The sequence below is a fragment of the Paenibacillus sanguinis 2301083 = DSM 16941 genome (genome assembly GCF_000374825.1).
Classification (GTDB): Bacteria; Bacillota; Bacilli; order Paenibacillales; family Paenibacillaceae; genus Fontibacillus; species Fontibacillus sanguinis.
Genome location: NZ_KB895388.1, coordinates 37,690 through 64,026, shown reverse-complemented (window position 1 = coordinate 64,026; position 26,337 = coordinate 37,690). Strand labels below are relative to the sequence as shown.

Genomic DNA, 26,337 nt, shown 5'->3' with positions numbered 1-26,337 from the left:
CCAATTTTCAATTAAAGTGGCAGGCCCATCTTGAAAACCGTCCAGTAGCTAAATCCGGTGAAAGCGACAATCATGTACCCCCAAAAAAGCAAAATGTAGGTTTTTTCCGTAAACTTAAGGTAACCGAAGAGAACGAAAAACGCCGTTTGCATGAAGAAAAGCAAAGCCATTTCTGTCAGATTACCCGCAAACGCCATTAGTCCAATGATCAGGGTGAAGAAACCAAGAACACGGAACATGCGTGCCACGAAAATCCCCCTTTCTTATGTATCACGACAACCTATTTTTTCCTAATTATACTCTTTGGGTCGGTAAGTGTAAACGAAAAGTCAATATTATAATGATATTTAAGTGCCAATTGTGATTTATGTAATGTTGCTCAATAGATAAATGATATAAGGAATTTTATTTCGGCTTATGTCATGTATGGACAACCTTGATTTTGGAAATACATTTTAGTATCAAATAGATTCTATGAACTCTATGAGGGGCATAGAAATGAAATAAGAAGCATTTTATCCATACGCTCACCAAATACTGGTGATCAGACGGTCAGATTAGGATGTCGTTAGGAGGTTTTTATAGCATGACAGCGGTGAGACAAGATGCATGGAGTACCGAAGATGATTTGATTTTGGCCGAGGTAACGCTTCGGCATATTCGAGAGGGCAGTACACAATTAACAGCCTTTGAAGAGGTAGGGGAGCGTATTGGCAGAACGGCTGCCGCTTGCGGGTTTCGTTGGAACAGTTGTGTTCGCAAGAAATACGAAGCAGCCATTGGTATCGCCAAGGCCCAGCGACAAAAACGTAATTACTTGAAGAAGCAGGCTCCGCTCTCAGCGAATTCGGGTATTGCTTCTTTGACTTCGACAGAGGTGGATGATGGGGGATACCGGAGTGATGTCGTCACGGAAGAAACGATCTCCATCGATGCAGTTATCCGTTTCTTGCGGGGGTGGAAGAATACGGTTCAGGATACGAACCGTCATGTGAAGCTGCTTGAGAAAGAGCTTCAAGAGAAGGATGAGGAGCTTGCTGCCCTAAGGGAAGAGAATGAGCGCTTGTCGGCTCATGTCAGCGAGGTTCAGACTGATTACCGGGTTGTGAACGATGATTACAAGGCATTGATTCAAATTATGGATCGAGCCAGACGCCTGGCATTCTTGAATGAAGAAGAAGATGAGAGCAAGTCGAGGTTCAAGATGGATGCCAATGGAAATCTGGAACGTATTGAATAAGATAAGTTAGTACGCGAAAATCCGCCGGCAAGGCGGTTTTTTTGCGTGCAGAGGGGCAGGTCTGTTATATACAATAATAGAAGCAATGAGTTGGGGATGTTGATGGAGAGGGCGATATGGGTATGAGAATAAACATTATTGGGGCGGGAGCGCTAGGTTTGCTGTTTGGCAGCAAGCTGATAGCAGCGGGAGAAAAGGTGAGGTTCTGGACAAGGACCCCGGAACAGTCAGTTCTTCTGAAGGCAGAGGGGATTCGCCTGACTGAAGCAGGTGGCAGACCACAGGTAATTCAGGGACAAAAATTCGAGGCTGATTGTCTGAGTCAGTTCACAGAAGAAGCGTTGCCGCTATTGGAGGAGGAGTGGTTGTTTCTCACTCTAAAGCAAAGGGATATAGATGATCGTTTATTGCGCAAGCTCAAAGAGGGAAGTCGGCCTAACACCAATTGGGTATGTTTCCAAAATGGAATTGGCCATTTGGAGAAAATCAGGCAAGTGCTGCCTGAAGTTGTATTGCTTTCTGCAATTACAACGGAGGGAGCGAAGCGGACGGATAGCAGAAGTGTAACTCGTGCTGGTCATGGAGCTACAAAAATTGGTGGAATCATTGAGGGGTTACCTAGTAAAGAGTTATCGTCTGTTGCTATTGCGGAAGAGACTGTAGTACATTTGTTGCAAAAAGCGGGGTTTACTGCAACGGTATCCCAAGATATCAATAGAGAGATTTATCGGAAATTAATAATTAATGCCACAATCAATCCGCTTACCGCTTTATGGAGAGTTCCCAATGGGGAATTGTTGGCTACGAAAGAACGCAGAGCGATGCTCTGGCAGTTAAGTCATGAAGGCGAGCAGATATGTGCTGCTTATGGGATTGCTATTGGTACAGGGCTGCATGAGCAGATCGTAGCCGTATGCGAAGCGACTTCTGCGAATACATCTTCTATGCTCAAGGATGTAATGGAAGGGAAACCTACGGAAATTGATAACATTAATGGACGGTTGGTTGATATGGCTTGTGCCAAAAATATCCCTGCACCGGGCCATCATATGGTTTGGAGATTAATTCGTGGTTTTGAGGGTAAATAACACTGAAATGAGAATTCATGGATAATTATGGATTCAATTATATATTAATGAAGGAAAGTTACAAGATACCATGTAATGACTCTTTTTGATTCCTCCAGGATTGGGAAAAACTCGATTATCCCACGGGGAACGGCAGGATTTCCTGGCCTTTTGTCGAAAATACTTATAGCGTATACTTTGTCATCGGATAGATTTATATTTATAACCTAACATGTATATAAAAATCAAGTCGTTTACTTATCAGGTGAGGTCTTTCTTGCCGTTTATATTCTATTGAAGGAGGTGTGGCATTGAAAGCTTTAGTCTCTTCCTTTATTGTGTTGGCTATCGTCCCATTCGTCCCGTTCTTCCTGGTTTATTTCATTCATTTCTCTCTCCGGCATGATAAGAAAGCGGCGTTTAAGCTGGCGATGGATGTCACCACGCTATTTTTAATCTTTTCCGTATCGGCGTTGTTTAACAATGTATTTAACTCAACCTTCGGTTTTTATCTTATTGTAATCATATTGTTGATCACTGGTGGGCTGATCGGAGGGATGCAGACGCGTGTGAAGGGGAAAGTCGATGTACGGAAATTGCTGCGCGTCGTATGGCGGCTGGCATTTGCCGGAACGGGCATCGCCTATATTTTATTGTTCATGATCAGCATTATTACATATATTTCTTCAATTTAGGTTAAGCTAGATCAAGCGAATGACGAATAAATCAGTGACATAGGGGGTTAATTGTTAAGGAAAACAATTGTCAATATGGTATATTGGACTATTTTGTTAAGGAAAAACGTTGATTTTGTCAAATAAAATATAGAATCTTAAAATTTGTGTTGGATTTTTTTGACCGCTGGTTGTATAATCTAAAAACATATACCACAATATTTTAAGGGGGAAATTGCTAGATGAAGAAGAACAAAAGTCTTTTGCTTCTTCTGACGCTCGTTCTTGCAGTGGGCACTTTGCTTGCCGCTTGCGGATCGAATGGCGGAAATGGTGCTACTAATAGCGACGCAGCAAACGGAGGCAACAATACGGCCACTGATAGTGGAAACAGCGGTGAAGAAAAACTGGCTGCCGACCAAACGCTTAGAATCAACTTGAGTGCTGAACCGCCAACTTTCGACCCTGGCCAAGCTCAAGATAGCCAAGCTAACACTGTCTTGAACTTGATGTATGATGGATTAACTCGTATGGATGAGTCCGGTCAATCCGTTCCTGCAGCTGCTGAAAGCTGGGATATTGACGGTGCCAAATACACCTTCCATCTTCGTAAGGATGCGGTATGGAGCAACGGCGATCCTGTAACGGCCAATGACTTCGTGTTTGCCTGGGAACGTGTGCTCAATCCGAAGACAACTCCGGCACCTCCATATTCTTACCAATTGTATTACATTAAAAATGCAGAAGAATATAATAAAGAAAAAGTAACTGATTTTAGTCAAGTTGGTGTAAAAGCAGTGGATGATCACACACTTGAAGTAGAATTGGTTGCACCTACTCCTTATTTCCTTGGTCTGACATCTTTCTATACGCTCTTCCCGGTACATCAATCTGTTAAGGATGATGCGAAATGGGCTGTTGATCAAAGCAAAATGATCGTGAACGGCGAATTTACCTTGACAAGCTGGATTAAAGGTCAAACGATTGAGTTGACTAAAAATGAAAACTATTGGGATAAAGACAACATCAAGCTGAGCAAAATTAATATGTCTTTGGTTAACAGCAGTGCTACTGAGCTGGCAAGTTACCAAAACGGAGAATTGGATCGTGCAGGTCACCCTAATGGTGAAATCCCAACCGATCAAATTCCAATTCTGAAAGATCAATTAAAAGACGAATTGCAAATTAAAGGGATTGCAAGTACGTACTATTATGAATTTAACGTAACAGCTAAACCTTTCGATAATGCAAAAATCCGTAAGGCGTTCTCCATGGCGATTGATCGTCAAGCGATTGTTGATAACGTAACTTTGGGTGGACAGGTTTCTGCCTTTGGTTTTGTTCCTCCGGGTATCAAGGGACTGGAAGATGAGTTCCGTACAGAGAACAAAGACGATTACTTTACCGAAAATGTTGAAGAAGCCAAAAAGCTGCTTGAAGAAGGTATGAAAGAAGCAGGCTACACAACATTGCCTGAAATTACTTTGATCTATAACTCCAGTGAAGCACATAAGAAAATCGCTTTGGCTGTCGCGGACATGTGGAAAAAGAATCTGGGTGTTGACGTACAAACTGAAAACCAGGAATGGGCTGTGTTCCTTGGGAACCGCCAAAGCGGCAACTATCAAGTTGCACGTGCAGGCTGGACAGCTGACTACAATGATCCAATGACCTTCATGGACATGTGGGTAACTGATGGTGGCAACAATGATGCGTTCTTCTCGAATGCAGAGTACGACAAACTGATTCAAGAAGCAAAAGGTGAGGAAGATCTGGCAAAACGGCAAGAAAACTTTAAAAAGGCAGAACAAATTCTTATTGGTGATGAGCAAGTATTGATGCCGATTTACTACTACACTAACGTATCGGCTACAAAACCTTACTTGAAGGGTGTACAGCTTGACTTTAGCGGTGCGGTCGATTACTCTCGTGCTTACCTTACTGAGCAATAATCCGTGAGAGCGGCTGAACGTCAATAAATTGAATAGAGATTTCGGGATATATATGTGGGTATTCCATATGTATCCCGTTTTTTTTGTGTGTGGTCTACTTCCAGCTATTTTGTCTTTGTACAAATATATGGAATAGACAAAGTGAGTTTTTTCACCTAAAATCGATTTGTGTCGAAAATTTTGAGTTGAGGAGGTGTGGACGGGCGTGGTACGTTATGTAGCTAATAAGTTTTTTTACATGTTGGTCTCGCTGTTTATTTTGATCTCAGCCACCTTCTTTCTGATGAAAGCCATTCCGGGCGATCCTTTTACATCGGAGAAAAAGGTACCCGCTGCGATTCAAGAACGTCTGTATGAGCAATACGGTCTGGACAAGCCCGTTTATCAACAATATTTTAAGTACCTGGGTGATGTTGTACAAGGTGACTTCGGTATTTCCATGAAGATGATTAACCAGGATGTATCGAAAATTATCAGTCAAACCTTCTCCGCTTCACTGAAGCTTGGATTGGTAGCTATTGTTGTAGCGGTAGTGGTTGGCGTCCTGCTCGGTATGCTGGCGTCGTTGTATCATCGCAAGTTAATCGATAATGCCGCGATGGTGCTTGCGGTGCTGGGGATTGCGGTGCCAAGCTTTGTAGTTGCATCGTTGTTGCAGTATGTATTTGCGTCCAAGCTACACTGGTTGCCGACCATGGGCTTTAAAGGGCCCTTGTACTATGTCTTGCCTGTGGCGGCTTTGACGGCACAACCTATTGCGTTTATCGCGCGTCTGACCCGTTCAAGCATGCTGGAAGTATTACACGCTGATTACATCAAGACAGCTAAAGCTAAAGGATTGGGCTGGATGGCTATCTTGTCCCGTCATGTCATTCGGAACGGGATTATGCCGGTCATTACTTATATGGGGCCAATGACGGCCAATATCGTAACTGGCTCGGTTGTTATTGAACAAATCTTCGGTATTGGCGGTATCGGGAAACAATTTGTGCAAGCGATTAGCGGGCGGGATTATCCCATCATCATGGGGATCACAATCTTTTACGGTATTTTGCTTATGCTGGCCCGTTTTATCACGGATATTGCTTATGTGTTCGTGGATCCTCGGATTAAGCTTACAAAAGGGAAGGAGGGCTAACGGAGTATGGATACGAACCCGATGAAAGTGATGCCTTCTCCGGCCGACCTGAGACCTGAGGATTTCCGCAAGATCGGAACAGATGAGAAGGAAGCAGAGGTTATTCAACGCGAGAGTATTTCAGCGTGGCGTGATGCTTGGCAACGTTTGCGTGAGAATAAATTGGCCATGACTGCATTGGTCATCTTGATATTAGTTGTGTTAGCAGCCTGGATTGCTCCGTGGCTGGTTGGTAAAATTTACGGTTATAACTATTATTCCAACGATCTGCTGAATACGAACAAAGGCCCTTCGGCTGCGCACTGGTTCGGAACAGATGATCTTGGACGCGACATGTTCATCCGTACCTGGATGGGGGCAAGAATTTCCCTTATCGTTGGTTTGGCTGCTGCTTGTATCGACCTTCTGATCGGCGTAATATATGGCGGGATTATGGGGTACTTTGGCGGACGTGTGGATGAAATTATGAACAAGTTCTCTGAAATCCTGTATTCCATTCCTTATTTGCTCGTTACGATCTTGTTGCTGGTTGTGCTGGAGCCAAGCCTTGGAACGATCATACTGGCCTTAACCATTACAGGTTGGATTAATATGTCGTGGATTGTACGCGGTGAGATCATGCAACTTAAAAATCGCGAATTTGTATTGGCCTCCCGTTCAATGGGGGCTGGCTCGGGACGTTTGTTGTTCCGCCATTTGTTGCCGAATGCGGTTGGACCAATCATCGTTACCGTGACCTTGTCTGTGCCGAATGCTATTTTCTCTGAAGCATTCTTAAGCTTTCTCGGACTGGGCGTGCAAGCTCCAATTGCTTCCCTCGGTTCGATGATTAACGATGCCTTGACCGGCTGGTTGTACTATCCATGGCGGATGTTGTTCCCGGCTATCTTGATCAGTTTGATCATGCTTGCATTTAACGTCTTCGGCGACGGTCTTCGTGACGCGCTTGATCCAAAATTGAAAAAATAGGGGGTGGAAAGATTGGAGCCGATTTTACAAGTTAAAGATTTGCATGTTTCCTTCCAAGTGAACGGTGGAGAGGTTAAGGCTGTTCGCGGGATGAACTTTGAAGTGGGGAAAGGCGAAACGGTTGCGATCGTCGGCGAATCCGGCAGTGGCAAAAGTGTCACGGCCCAAACGATCATGCGCTTGATTCCGTCCCCTCCGTCTATCATTAAGCAAGGTGAAATTATTTTTCAAGGGCAAAACCTGTTGAAAACAAGCGACAAGCATATGGAATCCATCCGCGGTAAAGATATTGGCATGATATTTCAGGACCCTATGACTTCCCTCAATCCTACGATTAGGGTGGGCCGGCAAATTACTGAAGTGTTAATCAAACATCAGAATATGTCAGCGGCCGAAGCTGGAAAGCAAGCTATAGAAATGCTCAAGCTTGTTGGCATCAAAAATGCTGAGGCTCGCTTTAAACAATATCCTCACGAATTTTCCGGGGGCATGCGTCAGCGCGTTATGATTGCGATTGCCCTCGCTTGCCGTCCTGCACTGTTGATAGCGGACGAACCTACAACAGCGCTTGACGTAACGATTCAGGCACAAATCATGGACGTTATGAAAGAAATGCAGGCCCGTCTGGGTACTTCTATCATTCTGATTACCCATGACCTCGGTGTGGTTGCCGGGATGTGTGACCGCGTTATCGTCATGTATGCTGGTGAAGTGGTAGAGACCGGTACGAAATGGGAAATCTTTAAAAATCCGCAGCATCCGTACACCAAGGGCTTGCTGCGTTCTATGCCGCGCCTCGATCAGAAGAAGGGGGAGCCGTTGATTCCGATTATCGGTACACCGCCTGACTTGATCAAGCCGCCGGTTGGTTGCCCTTTTGCAGCCCGTTGTGATCATGCCATGAAGATTTGTGAACGCATTGATCCGGAAGCCACCGTGTTTAGCGATTCGCACCTGGCCCGCTGCTGGGATCTGCATCCGATGGCCAAGGAGGTACAGTCGTCATGAGTAATGGGAAAACCTTGATTGAGGTTGAAGGCTTAAAGAAATATTTTAATGTCGGAGGCGGCAACGTATTGAAGGCCGTGAATGACATCAGCTTCTCCATCGCCGAAGGCGAGACATTAGGTTTGGTGGGTGAATCCGGCTGTGGTAAATCCACCGCCGGTCGTACGATTCTTCGCCTCTATGAACCAACCGGCGGCAGCGTTCGGTTCAACGGTGTTGACATCAATCAATTGTCGCCTCGCAAGATGAAGGCCATGCGCCGGGATATGCAAATGATCTTCCAGGACCCTTATGCTTCGCTAAATCCACGGTTTACCGTTACGGATATTATCGGTGAGGCTCTGGATATTCATAAGATGGCGGGCTCGCGTGCCGAACGTAAGAGACGTGTAGAGGAATTGCTTGATTTGGTCGGCTTGAATCCTGACCACGCTACCCGTTATCCGCATGAATTTTCCGGGGGCCAACGTCAGCGGATCGGGATTGCCCGTGCACTTGCGGTAAATCCCAAATTTATCATCTGTGATGAACCGATCTCGGCGCTGGACGTATCCATTCAAGCCCAGGTGGTTAACCTGCTTGAGGATTTGCAGGATCGTCTTGGTTTGACTTATTTGTTCATCGCCCATGACCTGTCCATGGTTAAGCATATCAGTGACCGTGTTGCTGTGATGTATATGGGACGGATTGTGGAACTGGCCGAAAGTGAAGAACTCTACGCCAATCCAATGCATCCTTATACGAAGACGCTCTTGTCAGCGATTCCGATCCCCGACCCGGAAGTCGAGGCTAACAAGAAGCGGATTCACTTGGAGGATACAGCAAGTGGACCGATCAGCTCGAAAGATGGCAACGCTGGCAGCGGACTGTTTGATCTGGATAATTCCGAGCTTGTCGAGGTGTCCAAGGGACATTTCGTATCGATGCCAAAAAAAGCCTGATGTAATATAGAAGTAAACTCCTGCAGCCAAATGTATGGCTACGGGAGTTTTTTTGTCCAAGGTTACAAAAAGTTAGAAGTTCTTTGACGGAGCGGCTGGACATCCGGTACAATCAAGAAGGGCTTGATGGAGAACAGGAGGATTTGACCTGATGAATGTGGTTCAAGAGCAACTATCATCCGCTCAACCGCTGGCTGAGGTATATGTAAATCAGTTTTCGGCAGTTGAGTTGCTATATGAGAGTGATCCGGCTCAGTCCGCGAGTTGGAGCAAGCGTGCGGCATGGCTGGATGAATCCGAGCATACGCGTATTGGACGAATTGAGTTGGCTGCTTATCTGCGCGAGTACAATCGCCGGTTCAATCCGCATCCCGCTGTGGAACAGGCGATTTCTGATCTGGAACAGCCTGGAGCGGCCGTTATTGTGGGTGGTCAGCAAAGCGGGTTGTTTACCGGGCCGCTACTGGTTATTTATAAGGCACTCACGGTAATCAAGGCAGCAAAGAAAGCATCAGCCGATTTGAAGCGTCCCGTGGTGCCGGTATTCTGGATTGCAGGGGAAGATCATGATTGGGATGAAGTGAATCATTCTTATTTTTTGTCTCCCGAGCTGCAGGTCCGCCGGATTCGAGTCCATCGTGATGCCGTGGATCGGCGCCCTGTCAGTTATACGAATGTCAGCCCGGAGGACTGGCAGCAAGCGGTTGCCGAATTGGAACAACAGCTTCCGGATAGTGAGTTCAAAGCAGAATTACTGGCTATGTTGCATCAACTGCAAGGCAAGCAGGCCTCCAGTCTGAGTGAGATGTTTGCCCGATTGATGGGAAATTTGTTTGGCAAATATGGATTGATACTGATGGATTCAGCAGATCCCAAGCTGCGGCGGCTGGAGCTTCCCGTTTTTGAGGCAATCATTGCTCAAAACGATGAACTGGAAGGTGCATATTTCAATGCCGTCCGTGATATGGCCGAATTGGGATACAGCCCCGCGGCCGAGGTATCAGAGAATGGAGCTAATTTATTTTATGTTGATGGACACGAACGTCGGTTGCTCTTTAAGCAGTCAGGCCGTTACAGTGACCGTAAGAGAAAAGTGTCCTTCTCTCAGGAAGAATTATTGAGCGAGCTGCGCAAATATCCGGAACGCTTTAGTAATAATGTGCTTACCCGGCCGTTGATGCAGGACAGCGTATTGCCGGTGCTGGCTGCGGTGCTGGGGCCCGGAGAGATTTCGTATTGGGCACTGACTCGGCGTGCCTTTCGTAAGCTGGGCTTGCGCATGCCGCTGCTGCTTCCTCGTGAATCGTTCACGGTTATAGAACCAACGGTGCAAAAATATATGAACAAATACGGAATAAAGTGGAATGATGTGAAGGAACGAGAGGATTTTCGGCAGAAGCGTGAGGCTTGGTTATCCGCTCAGGATGAGTTGCAAACCGATCCTCGGTTTGATGAAGTGATTAGAGCGTTTGCGGACATGTACAACCCGCTTATTGAGCAATTATCGGGTATTGATACTGGCCTACATAAGCTTGGAGTCGTCAATCGCGACAAGATTATCGAGCAGATGAATTATTTGCGGGGCAAGACAAAGGATGCCCTTGCCAGAAATCATGACACTGGCCTTCGTCATTTTGACCGAATTGAATTATCCTTGTTTCCTTTGAATAAGCCGCAAGAAAGAGTCTACAATATCTTTTATTATCTCAATCGGTTTGGACTTGACTGGATTGATGATCTGATGGATATTTCATATAACGAGACTGGAAAGCATCGCATTATTTATTTATAGGAGGAATATGATGAGCACAACAGCTATTCAGAACAGCGTTATTGCTGACTTGAAGCTTGCTCCGGAAGGACACTTGAAAATTGATTGGGTAGAGGCTCATATGCCTGTGCTCAATCGGGTACGCAAGCAATTTGAAGCCGAGCAGCCATTTAAAGGACTCAAGGTCACCATTTCCCTTCATTTGGAGGCCAAGACAGCTTATCTGGCCAAGGTCGTACAAGCGGGTGGAGCAGAGGTGACGATTACCGGGAGTAACCCGTTGTCTACTCAGGATGATGTTTGTGCAGCCTTGGTAGAGGACGGTGTTACCGTGTTCGCCAAGTATAATCCGTCGCCCGAGGAATACAAATCGTTATTAATCAAGGCACTGGAGACAAAGCCGGATCTGATTATTGACGATGGGGGCGACTTGGTGTCCACACTACATTCTGAGCGTCCAGACCTCCTGGCTCAAGTGCGGGGAGGAGCTGAGGAAACAACTACAGGCATTTTACGCTTGAAGGCGATGGATAAGGAAGGGCAATTAAAATTCCCAATGGTTGCTGTTAACGATGCATATTGCAAATATTTGTTTGATAACCGCTATGGCACAGGTCAATCGGTATGGGATGGCATCAACCGTACGACAAATCTGGTGGTTGCCGGCAAGACGGTTGTTGTAGTAGGCTATGGCTGGTGCGGCAAAGGAGTTGCTATGCGGGCCAAGGGTCTGGGAGCGAATGTTGTAGTTACAGAAGTAGATGCCATCAAAGCGGTAGAGGCTTATATGGATGGCTTCCAAGTGATGCCGATGCTGGAAGCGGCCAAGATTGGCGATTTTTTCGTGACGGTCACCGGAAATCGTGATGTCATTCGGGGTGAGCATTACGATGTAATGAAGGATGGGGCATTATTGTCTAACGCAGGTCATTTCGATGTGGAAGTCAATAAGCCTGAACTTCAGCAGCGTTCTTCCTCTGTGCGCACGGTGCGCCGCAATATTGAAGAGTATCAGCTCAAGGATGGTCGCAAAGTCTATTTACTCGCAGAAGGCCGTCTGGTCAATCTGGCAGCAGGCGATGGACATCCTGCCGAAATTATGGATATGACGTTTGCGCTGCAGGCACTGTCGCTGAAATATGTGAATGATCAATATGAGCAAATCGGCAATACTGTGGTGAATGTACCTTATGAACTGGATGAGCAGGTGGCTCGCTTTAAGCTGGAGAGCTTGGGGCTAAACATCGACGTCTTGTCCGGAGAGCAACGAGCATATCTTGATAGCTGGCAGGAGCACTAATAGAGGTTGTTCAAAAAGTCGTCTTCCCAGAACGAAGCTGTTCGAGGAGTAGACTGTCAGGCAGGGGTTAAATAAATAGACTTAGGCAGGGCTAGTCCGCAGAGGATATCTGTGTAGACTAGCCTTTTTTGTCGTTGAAAAATATCCTCGCCCTTCTTTGTTTAAAAAAAATTATGAACATTAGAAGGAATTTAACGCTCTATGCAGAATAGTTACTTATTACAGTGGTGTAAAGTGGTGCAAAGTGGGGGAAAGAGGTAAGGGGTGAGGCACAATGTTTATGGGGGAATTCCAACATAGCATTGACGATAAAGGCCGGATTATTATCCCGGCTAAGTTTCGTGACCTCCTCGGCAACTCTTTCGTTGTTACCCGCGGTCTGGACCAGTGCTTATTTGTTTACCCCTCGCAGGAGTGGGAAGTGCTGGAGCAGAAGCTGAAGGCTTTGCCGCTGATGAAATCCGATGCACGGGCGTTTACCCGGTTTTTTTTCTCTGGTGCTACAGAATGCGAATGGGATAAGCAGGGAAGGGTAAATCTGCCGGGCAATTTAAGACAATACGCCAAGCTGGAGAAGGATTGTGTCGTCTTGGGCGTGTCGAACCGGGTAGAAATTTGGAGCAAAAATACCTGGGAGCAATATTTTCAGCAGTCAGAGGATACGTTCAACGAAATTGCCGAGAAGCTTGTGGATTTCAATTTTGATCTTTAACACTTAAGGTTTGGAGGCGTAGGTCTTGTTCCATCACATCACGGTACTCAAAGAAGAAGCGACAGAAGGGCTGCGCATCAAGCCGAACGGTATTTATGTAGATTGTACGCTGGGAGGCGGTGGGCATAGTTCGGTGATTTTATCCAAGCTCGGCTCTGGAGGAAGGCTTATAGCCTTTGATCAGGACGATTGGGCGCTGGATCATGCCAGAGAACGATTGTCTTCTTATGCAGACAAACTGACATTGGTTAGGAGTAATTTTCGTTATTTAGAGCAGAAGCTATTGGAGATTGATGGCATCCCGCAGCAAGACGGGGTTCCTCAGGTCGATGGAATATTGTTTGATCTTGGTGTGTCCTCTCCTCAGTTCGATGAGGGAGAGCGCGGATTTAGCTATAATGCAGATGCCAGGCTGGATATGCGGATGGATCAGTCCGCTTCATTAACAGCTTGGGAGATTATTAACGAATGGCCCGAACGTGAAATTGCTCGTATTTTGTTCCAATATGGGGAAGAGAAATTTTCAAGACGAATTGCCAAGGTGATTACTGAACGGCGTGAGCAGGGCTCAATTGACACTACGGAGCAACTTGTCGAACTGATTAAAGAAGGAATTCCGGCAGCGGCAAGGCGAACAGGCGGGCATCCGGCCAAGCGGAGCTTCCAGGCCTTGCGTATTGCGGTGAATGACGAACTGGGCGCCTTTGAGGAAGGACTTCATGCTTCCATTCGTTGTTTGGCTCCGGAAGGTCGAGTCTCCGTTATTACGTTCCATTCCTTGGAAGATCGCATTTGCAAGCAAATTTTTGCCGGATATGTGGAGAAGTGTACTTGTCCGCCGGACTTTCCAATGTGCGTATGTGGGGGGAAAGGTACGATCAAATTAATTAATCGCAAGCCGATCGTGCCCTCGGAAGAGGAGCTATCTGGTAATTCGCGGGCCCGCTCAGCCAAGCTGCGCGTGGCGGAGAAATTGCAAACTTTAGTGGAGGAAATGTAGATGGCATATACACGGGGAAATTTAGCAGTTCAGGAACAACAATCGAAACGCAACAGCCCCTCACAGCGTTATCGGGAAACGACCAAGGTGGTCACGCGCCGCCCCCCGTTGCCGGTTAGGGAGAAATTGCTGTACATGTTTACAGTTATGTTTTGCGTAGCTGTCATGGCAGCTATTTTATGGCAAAATGTGGCGCTTTACAATATCAAGCGTCAAATGTTCAATTTGAATACTGATGTTCAGGCCATCACTACCGAAATTAAGGAACTGTCCATTCAGAAGCAGAAGCTGGAAGAGCAAATTCCGGAGAGAGCGATAAATGAGCTGGGGTATGTTCAGCCTGAAGTTGAGGGGCTGCATGTTCAGGTTCCGGAAAACACGAACACGGATCATAGTCAGGTCGCTGACAATGAGGAGACAAAAACTGCGGATAGTGTAACTACCGCTAAGAAATAAAAGTCAAAAGAGGTTATGCCATGATTAAGAGAATAAAGCTTCGGACACTGCTCATAGGGGGGATTATTACCCTCTTTTTTGGTGTATTGATGGGCAGAGTATTCTGGCTGCAGGTCGTTCAGGCGGATTTCTGGCAAGAGCATGCGGAGAAGCTCTGGTCCACCAAAAAGGCGCTGCCGGCCACGCGGGGCACGATTACAGACCGGAACGGGGATGTGCTGGCGGTGGATGCCCCGGCGTATACGGTAGCTGTCAATCCCAAAATTATTAATGAATATCAGCTTCAGGACGAGATTGCCACAGGGCTTAGCAAGGTGCTTGGCAAAAGCGAAAACGAGCTGCGGGATATCATCGGCGCGCAAAAACCCGATGGCAGTGGTTATTATACCCAGCGCGAGGTGCGTAACGAAGGCTGGAAGATTGACCAGGAATTACGGGATCAGGTGCAGGTCTTCATTAATCAATTAAAGGAAAAGCATAAGAATCTGGAAGATGTTGGCATCTATCTGATTAAGGACCAAAAAAGGTATTATCCTAAACATAGTCTGGCTGCTCATGTATTGGGGTACACGGATCGAGAGGGCAATGCAGTCTCGGGTCTGGAGGCTTACTTCGATGAACAGCTTCAGGGCACGGATGGATCGCTAGAATATAAACGCGATGGCCGGGGAATTGAAATTCCGAAAGCCAGCGAAATCTATACGCCGGTTAAGAACGGCGATGATCTGAAGCTGACGATAGATTACACTATTCAATATTATATTGAGAAGGCAATGCAAGAGGCCTTTGCCAAGCTGCAGCCTATCAGTATGACCGTCATTGCGGCTGACCCGAATACCATGGAGATTCTGGGCATGGCCAATATGCCTACCTATGATCCCAATGAATATTGGATGGATGTGGACCAGAAGAATTTTTACAATCATGCCATCAAGTCGGTTTATGAGCCAGGCTCGACCTTCAAGATTATCACCTTGGCCGGAGCGATTGAGGAGAATTTGTTGAATCCGAACGCCACATACAGATCGGGGAGCATTCGGGTCCCGGGACAAACTATCCATGACTTGAGAAGATCGGGATGGGGCGAAATCAGTTATTTGGAAGGGATCAAGCGGTCCAGTAACGTAGCCTTTGTCAAGCTGGGCTATGAGATGCTGGGTCCGGAGCGCTTGAAATCCTATGTAGACCAGTTTGGCTTTGGTCAAAAAACCGGGATTGAGCTGCCGGGCGAGTCCAAAGGGATTGTGAATCCGGTTCAGCAGGCTGACTATGCAGCGATGGCCTATGGTCATGGCAAGCTCCTGGTTACCCCGTTGCAGCAGATTGTGGCTGTATCGGCGATTGCCAATGGCGGGCGGCTGATGGAGCCTCATATTGTCAAATCGATCACAAATACGCAGACCGGAGAAACTGTCAATATCGAACCCAAAGTAATTCGTCAAGTACTCACTCCTGAAAAAGCGAAGGAAGTGGGGGGGTACCTGGAGCAGGTCGTATCAGACCGCGAGATCGGTACAGGACGTCATGCCTACATCGAAGGCTACCGAATTGCCGGAAAGACGGGGACGGCTATCAAGCCGGTCAAAGGGGTATACGATTATACGAAGCAGGTTGTTTCCTTTATAGGTTACGCTCCAGTAAATGATCCGAAGATTGCCATCATCGTATTGATTGATGAACCCAGGGACTCGGAGCTAGGCGGGGGGACGGCAGCAGCGCCGGTATTTAAGGAGATCGTGGGCAAGACACTTCAATACATGGGCGTTCCGAAGAGCACGGAAGGCGATGCATCAAAGGGCTCGGGGAAGGTCAGCACAGCACGTAAAGTACCGGACCTCAAAAAATTGGCTGTGCTCGACGCGAAGAACAAGCTGGCAGACGAGCAAATCTCTTATGCTACGCTGGGTAAGGGGACGGAAGTCATCTCCCAGTTCCCGAAAGCGGGCAGCACCTTGAAATCTGGACAGTTCGTCTATTTACTGACAGAGGAGGGGGCAGCCATCAATGTGCCTAATCTTCAAGGCGAATCGCTCAGAGATGCCGTGGAGCTGCTCTCCATTTTACAGATTCCGGTTACAGCCCATGGAGAAGGATACGTGGTATCTCAGCAAGTGATTGAAGACAATGGCGGAAGAAAGGTTGAGTTGACACTGAGACCTCCGGACCAGGAGGAGAACGGCGAAGACGAGCAGGCTTCTGACGGTGAGCAGGGACAGGAAGAGATGACAGATGAAGCAGTAAATACAGAGAATGAGGTTACTGGCGGAGACTCTCCGTAGCTTGTTCTAACCCCAGGTTGTCCTGAATACTCATGAGATGAGAACATTCATGTGTCAGGGTAGATAGGAGGGCAACCTGTGAAAATTTCCAAGCTTACTGTCAGAAGAAGATTGTTCTGGCTCTTGATGATACTGTGTTTGTTGTTTACGGCGCTTATCGTGCGACTGGCCTATGTGCAGATTGGGAAGGGGGCCGAGTTGTCTGCCAAGGCGGAGGACTCGTGGCGCCGCAATATTCCTTATTCCGCCAAGCGAGGAGAGATCAGCGACCGCAGTGGCAATGTGCTCGCTTACAATATTACGACACCAACCGTTATGGCTATACCGGTACAAATCAAGGACCCGGAGCAGACGGCCAAGAGCCTGGCTCCTCTGCTGGACATGGGTGAGGACAGCATCTTCAAAACAATCACCAAGAGACAATCTATAGTCAGACTTCAGCCCGGCGGACGCAAAATTACGATGGAGAAAGCGCAGCAAATTCGTGATTTGGCTCTGCCGGGCATTGTTGTCGCAGAGGATAACAAACGTTATTATCCGTTTGGCGGGTTGGCGGCTCATATTCTGGGGTTCACCGGCGGCTACAGCCAAGGGTTAACCGGGGTAGAGAGCAAGTATGACAAGCTGCTTAGCGGAATGAATGGAAGTGTCTCTTATTTGTCGGATGCGGGTGGACGTCTGATGCCGGGTTCTTCGGAGAAATACATGGAGCCAAAGGATGGACTCAATTTGACGTTGACCATCGATAAGACGGTTCAAAGCATTGTTGAACGTGAGCTGGATCAGGCCATGAATCGGCTTCAAGCCGACTCGGCCTTGACAATCGCGATGAATCCCCAGACTGGCGAGATTTTGGGTATGGCAGCCAGACCGGGTTACGAGCCGGGAGCCTATCAGGAATATGATGCCGAGGTGTACAATCGGAATTTGCCGATCTGGATGACTTATGAGCCGGGCTCCACCTTCAAAATTATTACACTGGCGGCAGCCCTGGAGGAGAAAAAGGTTGATTTGCTGAATGACCGGTTCTTTGATCCGGGATATGTAAAGGTAGGGGGAGCGACGCTTCGCTGCTGGAAGAAGGGCGGACATGGCAGTCAAACCTTTTTGCAGGTGGTGGAGAATTCCTGCAACCCCGGCTTTGTAGCATTGGGACAGCGCCTAGGCAAGGAAAAGCTGTTTGAATATATTCGCGACTTCGGGTTTGGCAGTAAAACGGGGATTGACCTAAACGGGGAAGAGAACGGAATTCTGTTCAAGCTGTCTCAGGTGGGTCCGGTGGAGCTGGCAACGACTTCATTTGGCCAAGGTGTATCCGTAACGCCAATTCAGCAAATAACGGCGGTGTCTGCGGCAATTAATGGAGGCAAGCTTTACAAGCCTTATGTGGCGAAAGCCTGGACCCATCCCGAGACGGGCGAGGTGGTTTCTGAGGCCAAACCGGAACTGGTGCGTCAGGTCATCTCGGAGGAGACCTCCAAGCGTGTCCGCTCGGCCTTGGAAAGCGTGGTGGCCAACGGCACAGGAGGTAACGCCTTTATTGATGGTTACCGGGTTGGCGGAAAGACGGGGACGGCACAAAAGGTTATCAACGGACGATACTCTCCGAACGAGCATATCGTATCCTTTATAGGCTTTGCTCCCGCGGATGATCCGCAAATTGTCGTCTATACGGCGGTGGATAATCCCCAGGGTATCCAGTTCGGCGGGGTGGTGGCGGCCCCGATCGTTCGCAATATCATGGAAGATGCGTTGGAATATATGAAAATTCCTCCACGCCAGCAGCAAGTAGCCAAGAAATATAAGTATGGGGAAACTCCTGTCGTTACCGTGCCAGATCTGATCGGGCATACCGCTGCGGAAATCTATGAGGATATGAATATGAACTTTAATCTGGCTAAATCGGGAGTCGGCAACGTGGTCATTAATCAGGCCCCCAAGCCAGGAGCACGGGTAGAGAAAGGATCAACGATCCGGATTTATATGGGCAAGGAAGCGGATGTGGAACCATTGCATAATCACCGTGAATAAATGTCCTGAACTTTGCAATATTTGGTGATAATATAGAGTGAGTGTATTGCTCTATGAATCGACATAGAGAACGTTGTTGAATTTAACGGAGGGGTATCTATGCAGCTTAAGGAATTGGCGACTTATTTGATGGCATCACAAATTCAGGGCGACGAAAGCACGGAATGTACGGGCATCGTCATTGACTCGCGGAGAGTGCAGCAGGGCGACTTGTTTATCTGCCTGCCTGGACATACGGTTGACGGTCATGATTATGCACAGCAGGCTGCCGATCTGGGGGCAGCGGCTCTAGTGGTGGAGCGGTGGCTGGAAGGCTTGCCGCTTCCGCAATTGAAGGTGAAGGATAGCCGAGTGGCCATGTCGATCCTGGCTGGAGTGTACTTCAAATCGCCAAGCTCGCGTATGAAGGTGATCGGGGTTACCGGAACGAATGGCAAAACGACGACGACGTATTTGATCGAGCGTATCCTGCAGGATCAGCAGCGCAAGACTGGTCTGATCGGTACGATTCAACGTCGCTTTGCCGGGCAGACATTCCCCATGTCCGGGACGACTCCGGAATCGCTTGAGCTGCAGTCCTACCTGCATGATATGGCCGAAGCCGGCGGAGAGTATTGCGTGATGGAGGTCTCCTCTCATGCTCTGCATCAGGGACGGGTGAAAGGCACTGCCTTCCGTACCGCCATATTCACCAACCTGACGCAGGATCATCTGGACTACCATAAGACGATGGAGGAGTACCGGGGAGCCAAGGCGTTGTTCTTCTCACGGCTAGGCAATACGTATGCCGACGATTCTGAGAAGCGCAGTTATGCGGTGTTGAATGCGGATGATGAGGCTAGCGCTTATTTTGCCAAGCAGACAGCCGCGGAGACGATTTTGTACGGAGTGGATCATGAAGCGGATGTACGGGCATCTGCTATTTCCGTCACGGCCAAGGGAACCTCGTTTCATGTAGAGACTTTTCGCGGAAGCACGGACATCTCCTTGAAGATGGTTGGAAAGTTTAATGTATATAACGCCCTTGCGGCAATCTCGGCTGCCTTGCTGGAAGGAATCGAGCTTGAGCAAATCAAGGCGAGCCTTGAAGCGATTCAAGGAGTCGAGGGGCGTGTGGAAGCGGTCGATGAAGGACAGCCCTTCGCTGTCATTGTGGACTATGCCCATACGCCGGATGGACTGGAGAACGTACTCCGTACCGTTAATGAGTTTGCCAAAGGCCGAGTCATTTGTGTCTTTGGCTGCGGCGGAGACCGGGATCGTACAAAACGTCCGTTAATGGGGCAAATCGCAGCCAAATATGCGGAGCATGTCATTATCACCTCCGATAATCCGCGAACGGAAAGTCCGGATGCCATCCTGCTTGATATTGAACAGGGTCTGGTTAAGGATGGTGTGCCTGAAGCTAACTATGAGCTTGTGGTGGACCGCCATAAGGCCATTCAGAAGGCTATTGAAATGGCAAGCCATGAGGATGTAGTATTGATTGCGGGGAAGGGGCATGAAACCTACCAATTGATCGGCTCCAAGGTATTTGATTTTGATGACCGAATTGTAGCCAGAGAAGCGATAAGGGGTTTGGCAAAGTGATTAAGAAAAGTTTAGGGGATATTGCCGTTATGTGCGGCGGACAGCTACAAAATAATGAGGATTCCGGACTCTCCGTTCAGGGAGTCGTCACAGACTCGCGGCAAATCACGTTGGGCTGCCTCTTTGTTCCCCTCGTGGGCGAGCGGTTTGACGGGCATCATTTCGCCGCAGATTGTCTTGGGGCCGGGGCAAGCGCCTGCTTGTGGGAGTCATCGAAGGGAACACCGCCAGGACCTGCTGTCCTGGTGGAGGACACGCTGGCCGCACTCCAGAATCTCGCCAAGGCTTACCGGGAGGAGAGCGGAGTTAAGGTAGTAGGGATAACTGGAAGCAACGGGAAAACGACGACCAAGGACCTGGTGTTTGCCCTCTTGTCCAAGAGGTATAAAGTCCATAAAACCCAGGGCAATTACAATAATCATATCGGCTTGCCGCTGACGCTGCTGGCCATGCCGGAGGATACGGAAATTGCTGTACTGGAGATGGGAATGAGCGGGCGCGGCGAAATTGAGCTGCTGTCTAAGTTGGGAGAGCCGGAAACGGCCATCATAACCAACATTGGTGAATCCCATCTGCTTCAGCTCGGCTCGCGTGAGGAAATCGCTCGCGCCAAGCTGGAAATCCTGGCCGGGATGAAGCTAGGGGGGCTGCTTGTTTACAACGGGGATGAGCCTCTTATTGCTGGTGTATTGGCAGAGCCAGATATGCCCAAGCCTGAGCTCCTTCAGACCATGACCTTCGGCTTGACGCCATATAATGATCTGTATCCGACCGGAATCATGTTCCTGGACGACCGTACGGTCTTTACGCCATCCGGTGATCAGGCTGATCCTGTGGAGCTGCCGCTCTTGGGAGAGCATAACGTATCCAATGCTTTAGCGGCTATTGCCATTGCTCGCCACTATGGAGTGAGTGAAGCATTTATTCGTGAGGGTCTGGGTGAGGCAGAGCTGACGGGCATGCGTATTGAAATGGTGATCGGGGAGAGCGGAATTACGGTGCTTAACGATGCCTACAATGCCAGTCCCACCTCAATGAAGGCGGCGATTGGCGTCCTGGGGACCATGAAGGGCTATCGCCGGAAAATCGCTGTTTTGGGGGATATGCTGGAACTTGGGCCGGATGAAGAGGCCTATCATTACGAGGTTGGGTCTTCCCTGACGCCGGACAAGGCGGATCTGCTGTTCACCTATGGCCCGCTTTCCGGGCACATTGCCCGAGGGGCGCAGAAGCATTTGACACCCGGCAGCATCCATGCATATACTGATAAGTCTGAGTTGATAGGTAAGCTGATTGAACATTTACACCCTCAAGATGTCGTCCTGGTCAAGGCCTCCAGAGGCATGAGACTCGAAGAGGTCGTTGAAGCCGTCAAATTCAGCAAGCTAGACCAACCATAACACCGGCGAAAGGGGGGAGACCCATGGATTTTGGACTGATTCTATTAACGATAGGCGTTTCATTTATTTTGGCAGTTATTTCGGCTCCGTTAATTATCCCGCTCTTGAGAAGGTTAAAGTTCGGCCAGCAGATTCGCGGCGAGGGGCCGCAAAGCCATCAGAAGAAGGCGGGTACGCCTACGATGGGCGGCATCATTATTCTACTGGCATTTACGCTCTCGTATCTTAAATTCTCTGTAGTTAACACGGATTTCTACGTGCTTCTTGTTGCTGCATTAGGCTTTGGGTTAATTGGTTTTCTGGATGATTACATCAAGATTATCTTTAAACGATCCCTGGGACTAACGCCCGCACAGAAAATGATCGGGCAATTGCTGCTCGCCGGTATCATCTGCGCTCTGCTGATTACGGAAGGCCATAGTACAGCGATCGGCATCCCGGGTACAAAGCTTTCCCTCGATTTTGGGCCCTGGTTTTATTATCCCTTTATCGTATTTATGTTCATTGCGGTAACGAATGCCGTTAATTTTACGGATGGACTGGACGGCCTGTTATCCGGCGTTAGTGCGATCGCACTGGGAGCATTCGCCGTCGTTGCGATGCAAGTAACTTCACTGCCGGCAGCGGTTTGTGCGGGAGCCATGATCGGAGCGGTATTGGGTTTTCTCGTCTTCAATGCTCATCCGGCCAAGGTATTTATGGGCGATACCGGTTCGCTCGGGATTGGCGGGGCGATTGGAGCCATCGCGATTATTACCAAAACGGAGCTGCTGTTTCTGGTCATCGGTGGTATCTTCGTTATCGAGATGTTGTCGGTTGTCATTCAGATCATCTCGTTTAAAACCCGGGGAAAACGGGTATTTAAAATGAGTCCGATTCATCATCACTTTGAATTGTCGGGTTGGTCGGAGTGGCGCGTAGTGGTCACGTTTTGGGCTGCTGGCCTGATTTTGGCAGTGATCGGACTTTACTTGAACAAGGGGCTGTAATTAATGAAGCATCCAGATGAATATCGGGGACGTAAGGTTGTCGTTCTCGGTCTTGCGAAGAGCGGCGTTCAGGTCGCCAAAACGTTGCATCGCCACGGTGTCGTTGTGACGGTCAACGATAAGAAGGAAAGGGAACAATGTCCCGAAGCATCCGAACTGGAAGCTTTGGGAATTTCTGTTGTATGCGGAGGGCATCCAGACGGGCTTATCCATGAAGGCGTAGCCCTGGTAGTCAAAAATCCCGGGATTCCTTATACGGCTCCTCCAGTAGCTAAAGCCCAGGAGTTAGGTATTGAGGTAGTTACTGAGGTGGAAATTGCCTATCTGCTTAGCCCGGCGCCAATCATTGGCATAACGGGCTCTAATGGCAAGACCACGACGACGACCTGGGTTGGCCGCATGCTGGAAGCCGCGGGTCTGCATCCTATCGTAGCGGGCAACATTGGTACCCCGCTTTGTGAAGCGGCAGAGGCAGCAGACGCAGAGCACTGGCTGGTTGCCGAGCTCAGCAGCTTCCAGTTGAAGGGGACCGGCCAGTTTCGTCCAGAGGTGGCGTGCCTGCTGAATATAGCCGAGACGCACCTGGACTACCATGGTACGATAGAGGATTATGTCTCTTCCAAGGCCAAGCTGTTCGCCAACCAACGGGAGATGGACCGGGCTGTTATTAACTGGGATGATTCCACATGCCGGGAACTGGTTCCTTACCTTCGAGCCAAGCTAATCCCCTTCTCGATGAGCGAGGAATTACTAACCGAAGGGGTGTATATACATCCTCCCTATGTGCCGGAGCAGGAGGACGGGCTGTCGCGAAGCATTATTTACCGGGATGCCGAAGGGGAAGTATGTTCTATCGTTAACGTGGATGAAATTGCTTTGCCCGGCAGATTCAATGTTGAGAACGCCCTGGCGGCAGTGGCGATTTCTATTGCAGCAGGAGCGGCGCCAGAGGCGTTGGCTGAGCCGTTGCGCACGTTTCGGGGGGTAGAGCACCGGCTGGAGTTTGTGGCTGTGAAGGATGAGGTTACATATTATAACAATTCCAAGGCAACCAATTCCAAAGCGACCCTGATGGCGCTGGATGCCCTGCATGCAGGGATTGTCCTGATCGCCGGGGGGCTGGACCGCGGATCGGATTATATGGAGCTGCTGCCAGCCTTCAAAACAAAGCTTAAAGCCATCGTTGCTTTGGGGCAAACGAAGGAAAAAATCGCACACGTGGCGGCCCTGGCGGGTCTATCCCGCATCGTGCTGGTCGATAATGGAGACAGCGCCGCAGATACGCTGCGTAACGCGCTGAAGGAGGCGGCGGCCCTGGCGGACCGTGGAGACATTGTGTTGCTCTCACCGGCTTGTGCAAGTTGGGATATGTTCGCTTCCTATGAAGAGCGTGGACGCATTTTTAAAGAAGCGGTGCATACCCTTTAAGTAGGGGGGTGGAAAAGCCCCTACTTTCTGTTAAGAGGTGGCATCCACGATGGGCAAGGGCCGTACAGCGCCGGATTTTTGGATGATGGTCAGCATCCTCGGGCTGCTCGCCATCGGAATCGTGATGGTGTATAGCGCGGGCTCGGTACTCGCTTTCCATGATTATGGCGATTCTTTTTATTTTGTGAAACGGCAGCTATTGTTTGCTGTGCTTGGCTTGGCTGCTATGTTCTTCATGATGAACTTTGATTACCGCTTACTGCGAAAATACGCAAAAATAGGCTTATTGCTATGTTTTGTGCTGCTGATCGCCGTGCTTATTCCCGGTATCGGCGTCGTGCGAGGAGGAGCAAGAAGCTGGCTTGGCATCAGCTCTTTTGGCATTCAGCCTTCCGAGTTTATGAAGCTGGGCATGATCTTGTTTCTTTCTTATTGGCTGAGTAAGGAGGATTACAGGATTACTCATTTTACGAGAGGCCTGTTACCTCCGCTTGGCGTAATTGGACTGGCCTTTGGCCTGATCATGCTTCAGCCCGACCTGGGTACCGGGACGGTTATGCTTGGGGCTTCGTTGTTCATTGTCTTTACGGCGGGAGCACGAATCCGACATTTGGCTGGCTTGGCCGCTGTCGGAGTTCTCGGGTTTGCCGGCTTGATCATTGCGGCGCCTTATCGGCTGCAGCGGATTACCGCATTTCTGGACCCTTGGTCTGACCCGCTCGGCGCAGGCTATCAAATTATTCAATCCTTGTATGCCATCGGCCCCGGAGGCCTGGCTGGCTTGGGACTCGGCATGAGTCGGCAGAAATACAGCTATGTCCCGGAACCCCAAACCGACTTTATCTTCTCTATCCTCACAGAGGAGCTAGGGTTCATCGGTGGGCTGCTGGTGCTGCTGTTGTTCCTGATCCTGGTCTGGAGAGGCATGAGGGTAGCCATGACGCTTGACGATGCATTTGGCAGTCTCCTGGCAGTCGGGATTGTAGGCATGGTGGCGGTTCAGGTTGTCATTAACATAGGCGTAGTCATTGGCATGATGCCGGTGACGGGTATTACGCTGCCGCTGATCAGTTATGGAGGGTCATCCCTGACTCTGATGCTGACGGCACTCGGCATTCTACTAAATTTATCCCGTTATGCGAGGTGAGAATATGCGCGTCGTGTTAAGTGGCGGCGGTACCGGAGGACATATCTATCCGGCGCTCGCTGTTGCAAATCAATGCGCTGCGGAATTTCCCGGCTGCGAGTTTCTCTATATCGGTGGCCAGCGCGGACTGGAAAGCTCGCTGGTTCCCAAGCAGGATATTCCGTTTGAAGCAATCGATATTACCGGCTTCCGCAGGAAGCTGTCTTTGGATAATGTAAAAACAGTCATGCGTTTTCTTAAGGGGGTTCGCACCTCCAAAAAGCTGCTTCGCGAGTTCAAGCCGGATGTGGTAATTGGCACAGGTGGCTATGTTTGCGGTCCGGTAGTGTACGCGGCGGCCAAGCTGGGCATTCCCAGCATCATTCACGAGCAGAATGCGGTTCCTGGCCTGACGAATCGTTTTCTCAGCAAGTACGTTTCGGCAGTGGCCGTCAGCTTTGAGGATTCGGAATCGGCTTTTCCGGCTGCTCGTCGCGTCGTATACACGGGGAATCCGCGGGCCACTACGGTATATGCAGCGGACAAGGCCAAGGGGTTCGAGACACTTGGCTTGCCTGGAAGCAGTTCCGTAGTGCTTGTGGTAGGCGGCAGCCGGGGAGCCAGAGCTATCAATGAAGCGATGATCGAGATGGCCCCGCTGCTGCAGGGCTCTCCGTATTTGCAATACGTATACGTGACAGGCGAAAGCTACTATGCCTCGACGGTGGAGGCGATTCGGGCGAAGACAGGCGAGCTTCCCGCCAATCTGCGGGTGCTGCCCTATGTGCACAACATGCCTGAGGTATTGGCGTGTACCTCGCTCATCGTGAACCGCGCCGGGGCTTCTTTTTTGGCCGAAATTACAGCCTTGGGCATCCCGGCGATATTGATTCCTTCGCCGAACGTAACCAATAATCATCAGGAGAAGAACGCGCGCTCGCTGGAGCGTTCCGGTGCGGCGAGGGTTATTCTGGAGCCGGAACTATCCGGTTCCCGTTTGTACGCAGCGGTTGAACAAGTGATGGGGGATCACGCGCTACAGGCTTCCATGTCCTCGGCCTCCCGCACCTTGGGCAAACCGGAGGCTGCGCGTCTGGTCGTGGAAGAAATGCGCAGATTGGTTCAAGGCCGCACTTAAAGAGGCAGTTCAAAAAGTCGTCTTCCCAGGACGAAGTTGTTCGGGAAGTGAATTCGACATCGAATCTTGAATTCAGCCGGGCCAAGCGTAGGCTTCCGTAGTATGTTTCTTGCAGAAACATTTGAGTT

22 protein-coding genes are annotated in these 26,337 nt (G+C 49.1%); 21 read left to right on the top strand and 1 reads right to left on the bottom strand.

Going from position 1 to position 26,337, the window contains the following annotated elements:
- Positions 1-11: 11 nt before the first annotated feature.
- Positions 12-248 (bottom strand): DUF2626 family protein, encoded by a 237-nt coding sequence (locus C557_RS0117980; RefSeq protein ID WP_018753273.1) that lies wholly within the window; start codon positions 246-248, stop codon positions 12-14.
- 338 nt (positions 249-586) lie between these two features.
- Between C557_RS0117980 and C557_RS0117975 the strand changes: the two genes are divergently transcribed.
- The 21 genes from C557_RS0117975 to murG all read left to right on the top strand — a co-directional run bounded on the left by C557_RS0117975 (position 587) and on the right by murG (position 26,209).
- Positions 587-1,240 (top strand): RsfA family transcriptional regulator, encoded by a 654-nt coding sequence (locus C557_RS0117975; RefSeq protein ID WP_018753272.1) that lies wholly within the window; start codon positions 587-589, stop codon positions 1,238-1,240.
- A gap of 116 nt (positions 1,241-1,356) precedes the next feature.
- A complete protein-coding gene (locus C557_RS0117970; RefSeq protein WP_018753271.1) occupies positions 1,357-2,328 on the top strand; it encodes a ketopantoate reductase family protein in 972 nt (323 codons plus the stop codon).
- 290 nt (positions 2,329-2,618) lie between these two features.
- Positions 2,619-3,002, top strand: coding sequence for a DUF3397 domain-containing protein (locus tag C557_RS0117965; RefSeq protein WP_018753270.1), 384 nt, complete (start codon positions 2,619-2,621; stop codon positions 3,000-3,002).
- Positions 3,003-3,223: 221 nt separating this feature from the next.
- Positions 3,224-4,933: a peptide ABC transporter substrate-binding protein gene (locus C557_RS0117960; RefSeq protein WP_018753269.1), complete on the top strand. Its 1,710-nt coding sequence runs from the start codon at positions 3,224-3,226 to the stop codon at positions 4,931-4,933.
- Positions 4,934-5,138: 205 nt separating this feature from the next.
- Positions 5,139-6,071 carry an ABC transporter permease gene (locus C557_RS0117955; RefSeq protein WP_018753268.1) on the top strand — a complete coding sequence of 311 codons (933 nt, stop codon included), beginning with the start codon at positions 5,139-5,141 and terminating at the stop codon, positions 6,069-6,071.
- A gap of 6 nt (positions 6,072-6,077) precedes the next feature.
- Positions 6,078-7,040, top strand: coding sequence for an ABC transporter permease (locus C557_RS0117950; RefSeq protein ID WP_018753267.1), 963 nt, complete (start codon positions 6,078-6,080; stop codon positions 7,038-7,040).
- 12 nt (positions 7,041-7,052) lie between these two features.
- On the top strand, positions 7,053-8,048 hold the full coding sequence (locus tag C557_RS0117945) for an ABC transporter ATP-binding protein (RefSeq protein WP_018753266.1): 996 nt from the start codon (positions 7,053-7,055) through the stop codon (positions 8,046-8,048).
- Entirely contained in the window at positions 8,045-8,989 is a 945-nt protein-coding gene (locus C557_RS0117940; protein ID WP_018753265.1) for an ABC transporter ATP-binding protein, read from the top strand. Before C557_RS0117945 ends, C557_RS0117940 begins: the two co-directional genes overlap by 4 nt.
- 151 nt (positions 8,990-9,140) lie before the next feature.
- Positions 9,141-10,781, top strand: coding sequence for a bacillithiol biosynthesis cysteine-adding enzyme BshC (gene bshC / locus C557_RS0117935; protein ID WP_018753264.1), 1,641 nt, complete (start codon positions 9,141-9,143; stop codon positions 10,779-10,781).
- Between the two features lie 10 nt (positions 10,782-10,791).
- Entirely contained in the window at positions 10,792-12,060 is a 1,269-nt protein-coding gene (locus tag C557_RS0117930; protein WP_018753263.1) for an adenosylhomocysteinase, read from the top strand.
- A gap of 274 nt (positions 12,061-12,334) precedes the next feature.
- Positions 12,335-12,772, top strand: a complete 438-nt coding sequence (gene mraZ, locus C557_RS0117925) for a division/cell wall cluster transcriptional repressor MraZ (protein ID WP_018753262.1) — start codon at positions 12,335-12,337, stop codon at positions 12,770-12,772.
- 25 nt (positions 12,773-12,797) lie between these two features.
- Complete coding sequence (rsmH, locus tag C557_RS0117920; RefSeq protein WP_018753261.1) at positions 12,798-13,772, top strand: 16S rRNA (cytosine(1402)-N(4))-methyltransferase RsmH; 975 nt, start codon at positions 12,798-12,800, stop codon at positions 13,770-13,772.
- Positions 13,773-14,228, top strand: coding sequence for a hypothetical protein (locus tag C557_RS23740; protein WP_018753260.1), 456 nt, complete (start codon positions 13,773-13,775; stop codon positions 14,226-14,228).
- A 20-nt stretch (positions 14,229-14,248) separates the two neighbouring features.
- A complete protein-coding gene (locus tag C557_RS0117910) occupies positions 14,249-16,507 on the top strand; it encodes a penicillin-binding transpeptidase domain-containing protein (protein WP_018753259.1) in 2,259 nt (752 codons plus the stop codon).
- A 78-nt stretch (positions 16,508-16,585) separates the two neighbouring features.
- Positions 16,586-18,538, top strand: coding sequence for a stage V sporulation protein D (locus C557_RS0117905; protein WP_018753258.1), 1,953 nt, complete (start codon positions 16,586-16,588; stop codon positions 18,536-18,538).
- A gap of 99 nt (positions 18,539-18,637) precedes the next feature.
- On the top strand, positions 18,638-20,128 hold the full coding sequence (locus C557_RS0117900) for a UDP-N-acetylmuramoyl-L-alanyl-D-glutamate--2,6-diaminopimelate ligase (RefSeq protein WP_018753257.1): 1,491 nt from the start codon (positions 18,638-18,640) through the stop codon (positions 20,126-20,128).
- Positions 20,125-21,528, top strand: coding sequence for a UDP-N-acetylmuramoyl-tripeptide--D-alanyl-D-alanine ligase (locus C557_RS0117895; protein WP_018753256.1), 1,404 nt, complete (start codon positions 20,125-20,127; stop codon positions 21,526-21,528). The genes C557_RS0117900 and C557_RS0117895 overlap by 4 nt, the downstream gene beginning before the upstream one ends.
- Positions 21,529-21,551: 23 nt before the next feature.
- The gene (gene mraY, locus C557_RS0117890; RefSeq protein WP_018753255.1) at positions 21,552-22,517 is read left to right on the top strand and encodes a phospho-N-acetylmuramoyl-pentapeptide-transferase; all 966 of its coding nucleotides are present in this window, start codon (positions 21,552-21,554) and stop codon (positions 22,515-22,517) included.
- 3 nt (positions 22,518-22,520) lie between these two features.
- Positions 22,521-23,945: a UDP-N-acetylmuramoyl-L-alanine--D-glutamate ligase gene (gene murD / locus C557_RS0117885; RefSeq protein ID WP_018753254.1), complete on the top strand. Its 1,425-nt coding sequence runs from the start codon at positions 22,521-22,523 to the stop codon at positions 23,943-23,945.
- Positions 23,946-23,994: 49 nt separating this feature from the next.
- Positions 23,995-25,092, top strand: a complete 1,098-nt coding sequence (spoVE, locus tag C557_RS0117880) for a stage V sporulation protein E (protein ID WP_018753253.1) — start codon at positions 23,995-23,997, stop codon at positions 25,090-25,092.
- Positions 25,093-25,096: 4 nt separating this feature from the next.
- On the top strand, positions 25,097-26,209 hold the full coding sequence (gene murG, locus C557_RS0117875; RefSeq protein WP_018753252.1) for an undecaprenyldiphospho-muramoylpentapeptide beta-N-acetylglucosaminyltransferase: 1,113 nt from the start codon (positions 25,097-25,099) through the stop codon (positions 26,207-26,209).
- The last annotated feature ends 128 nt before the right edge of the window (positions 26,210-26,337 follow it).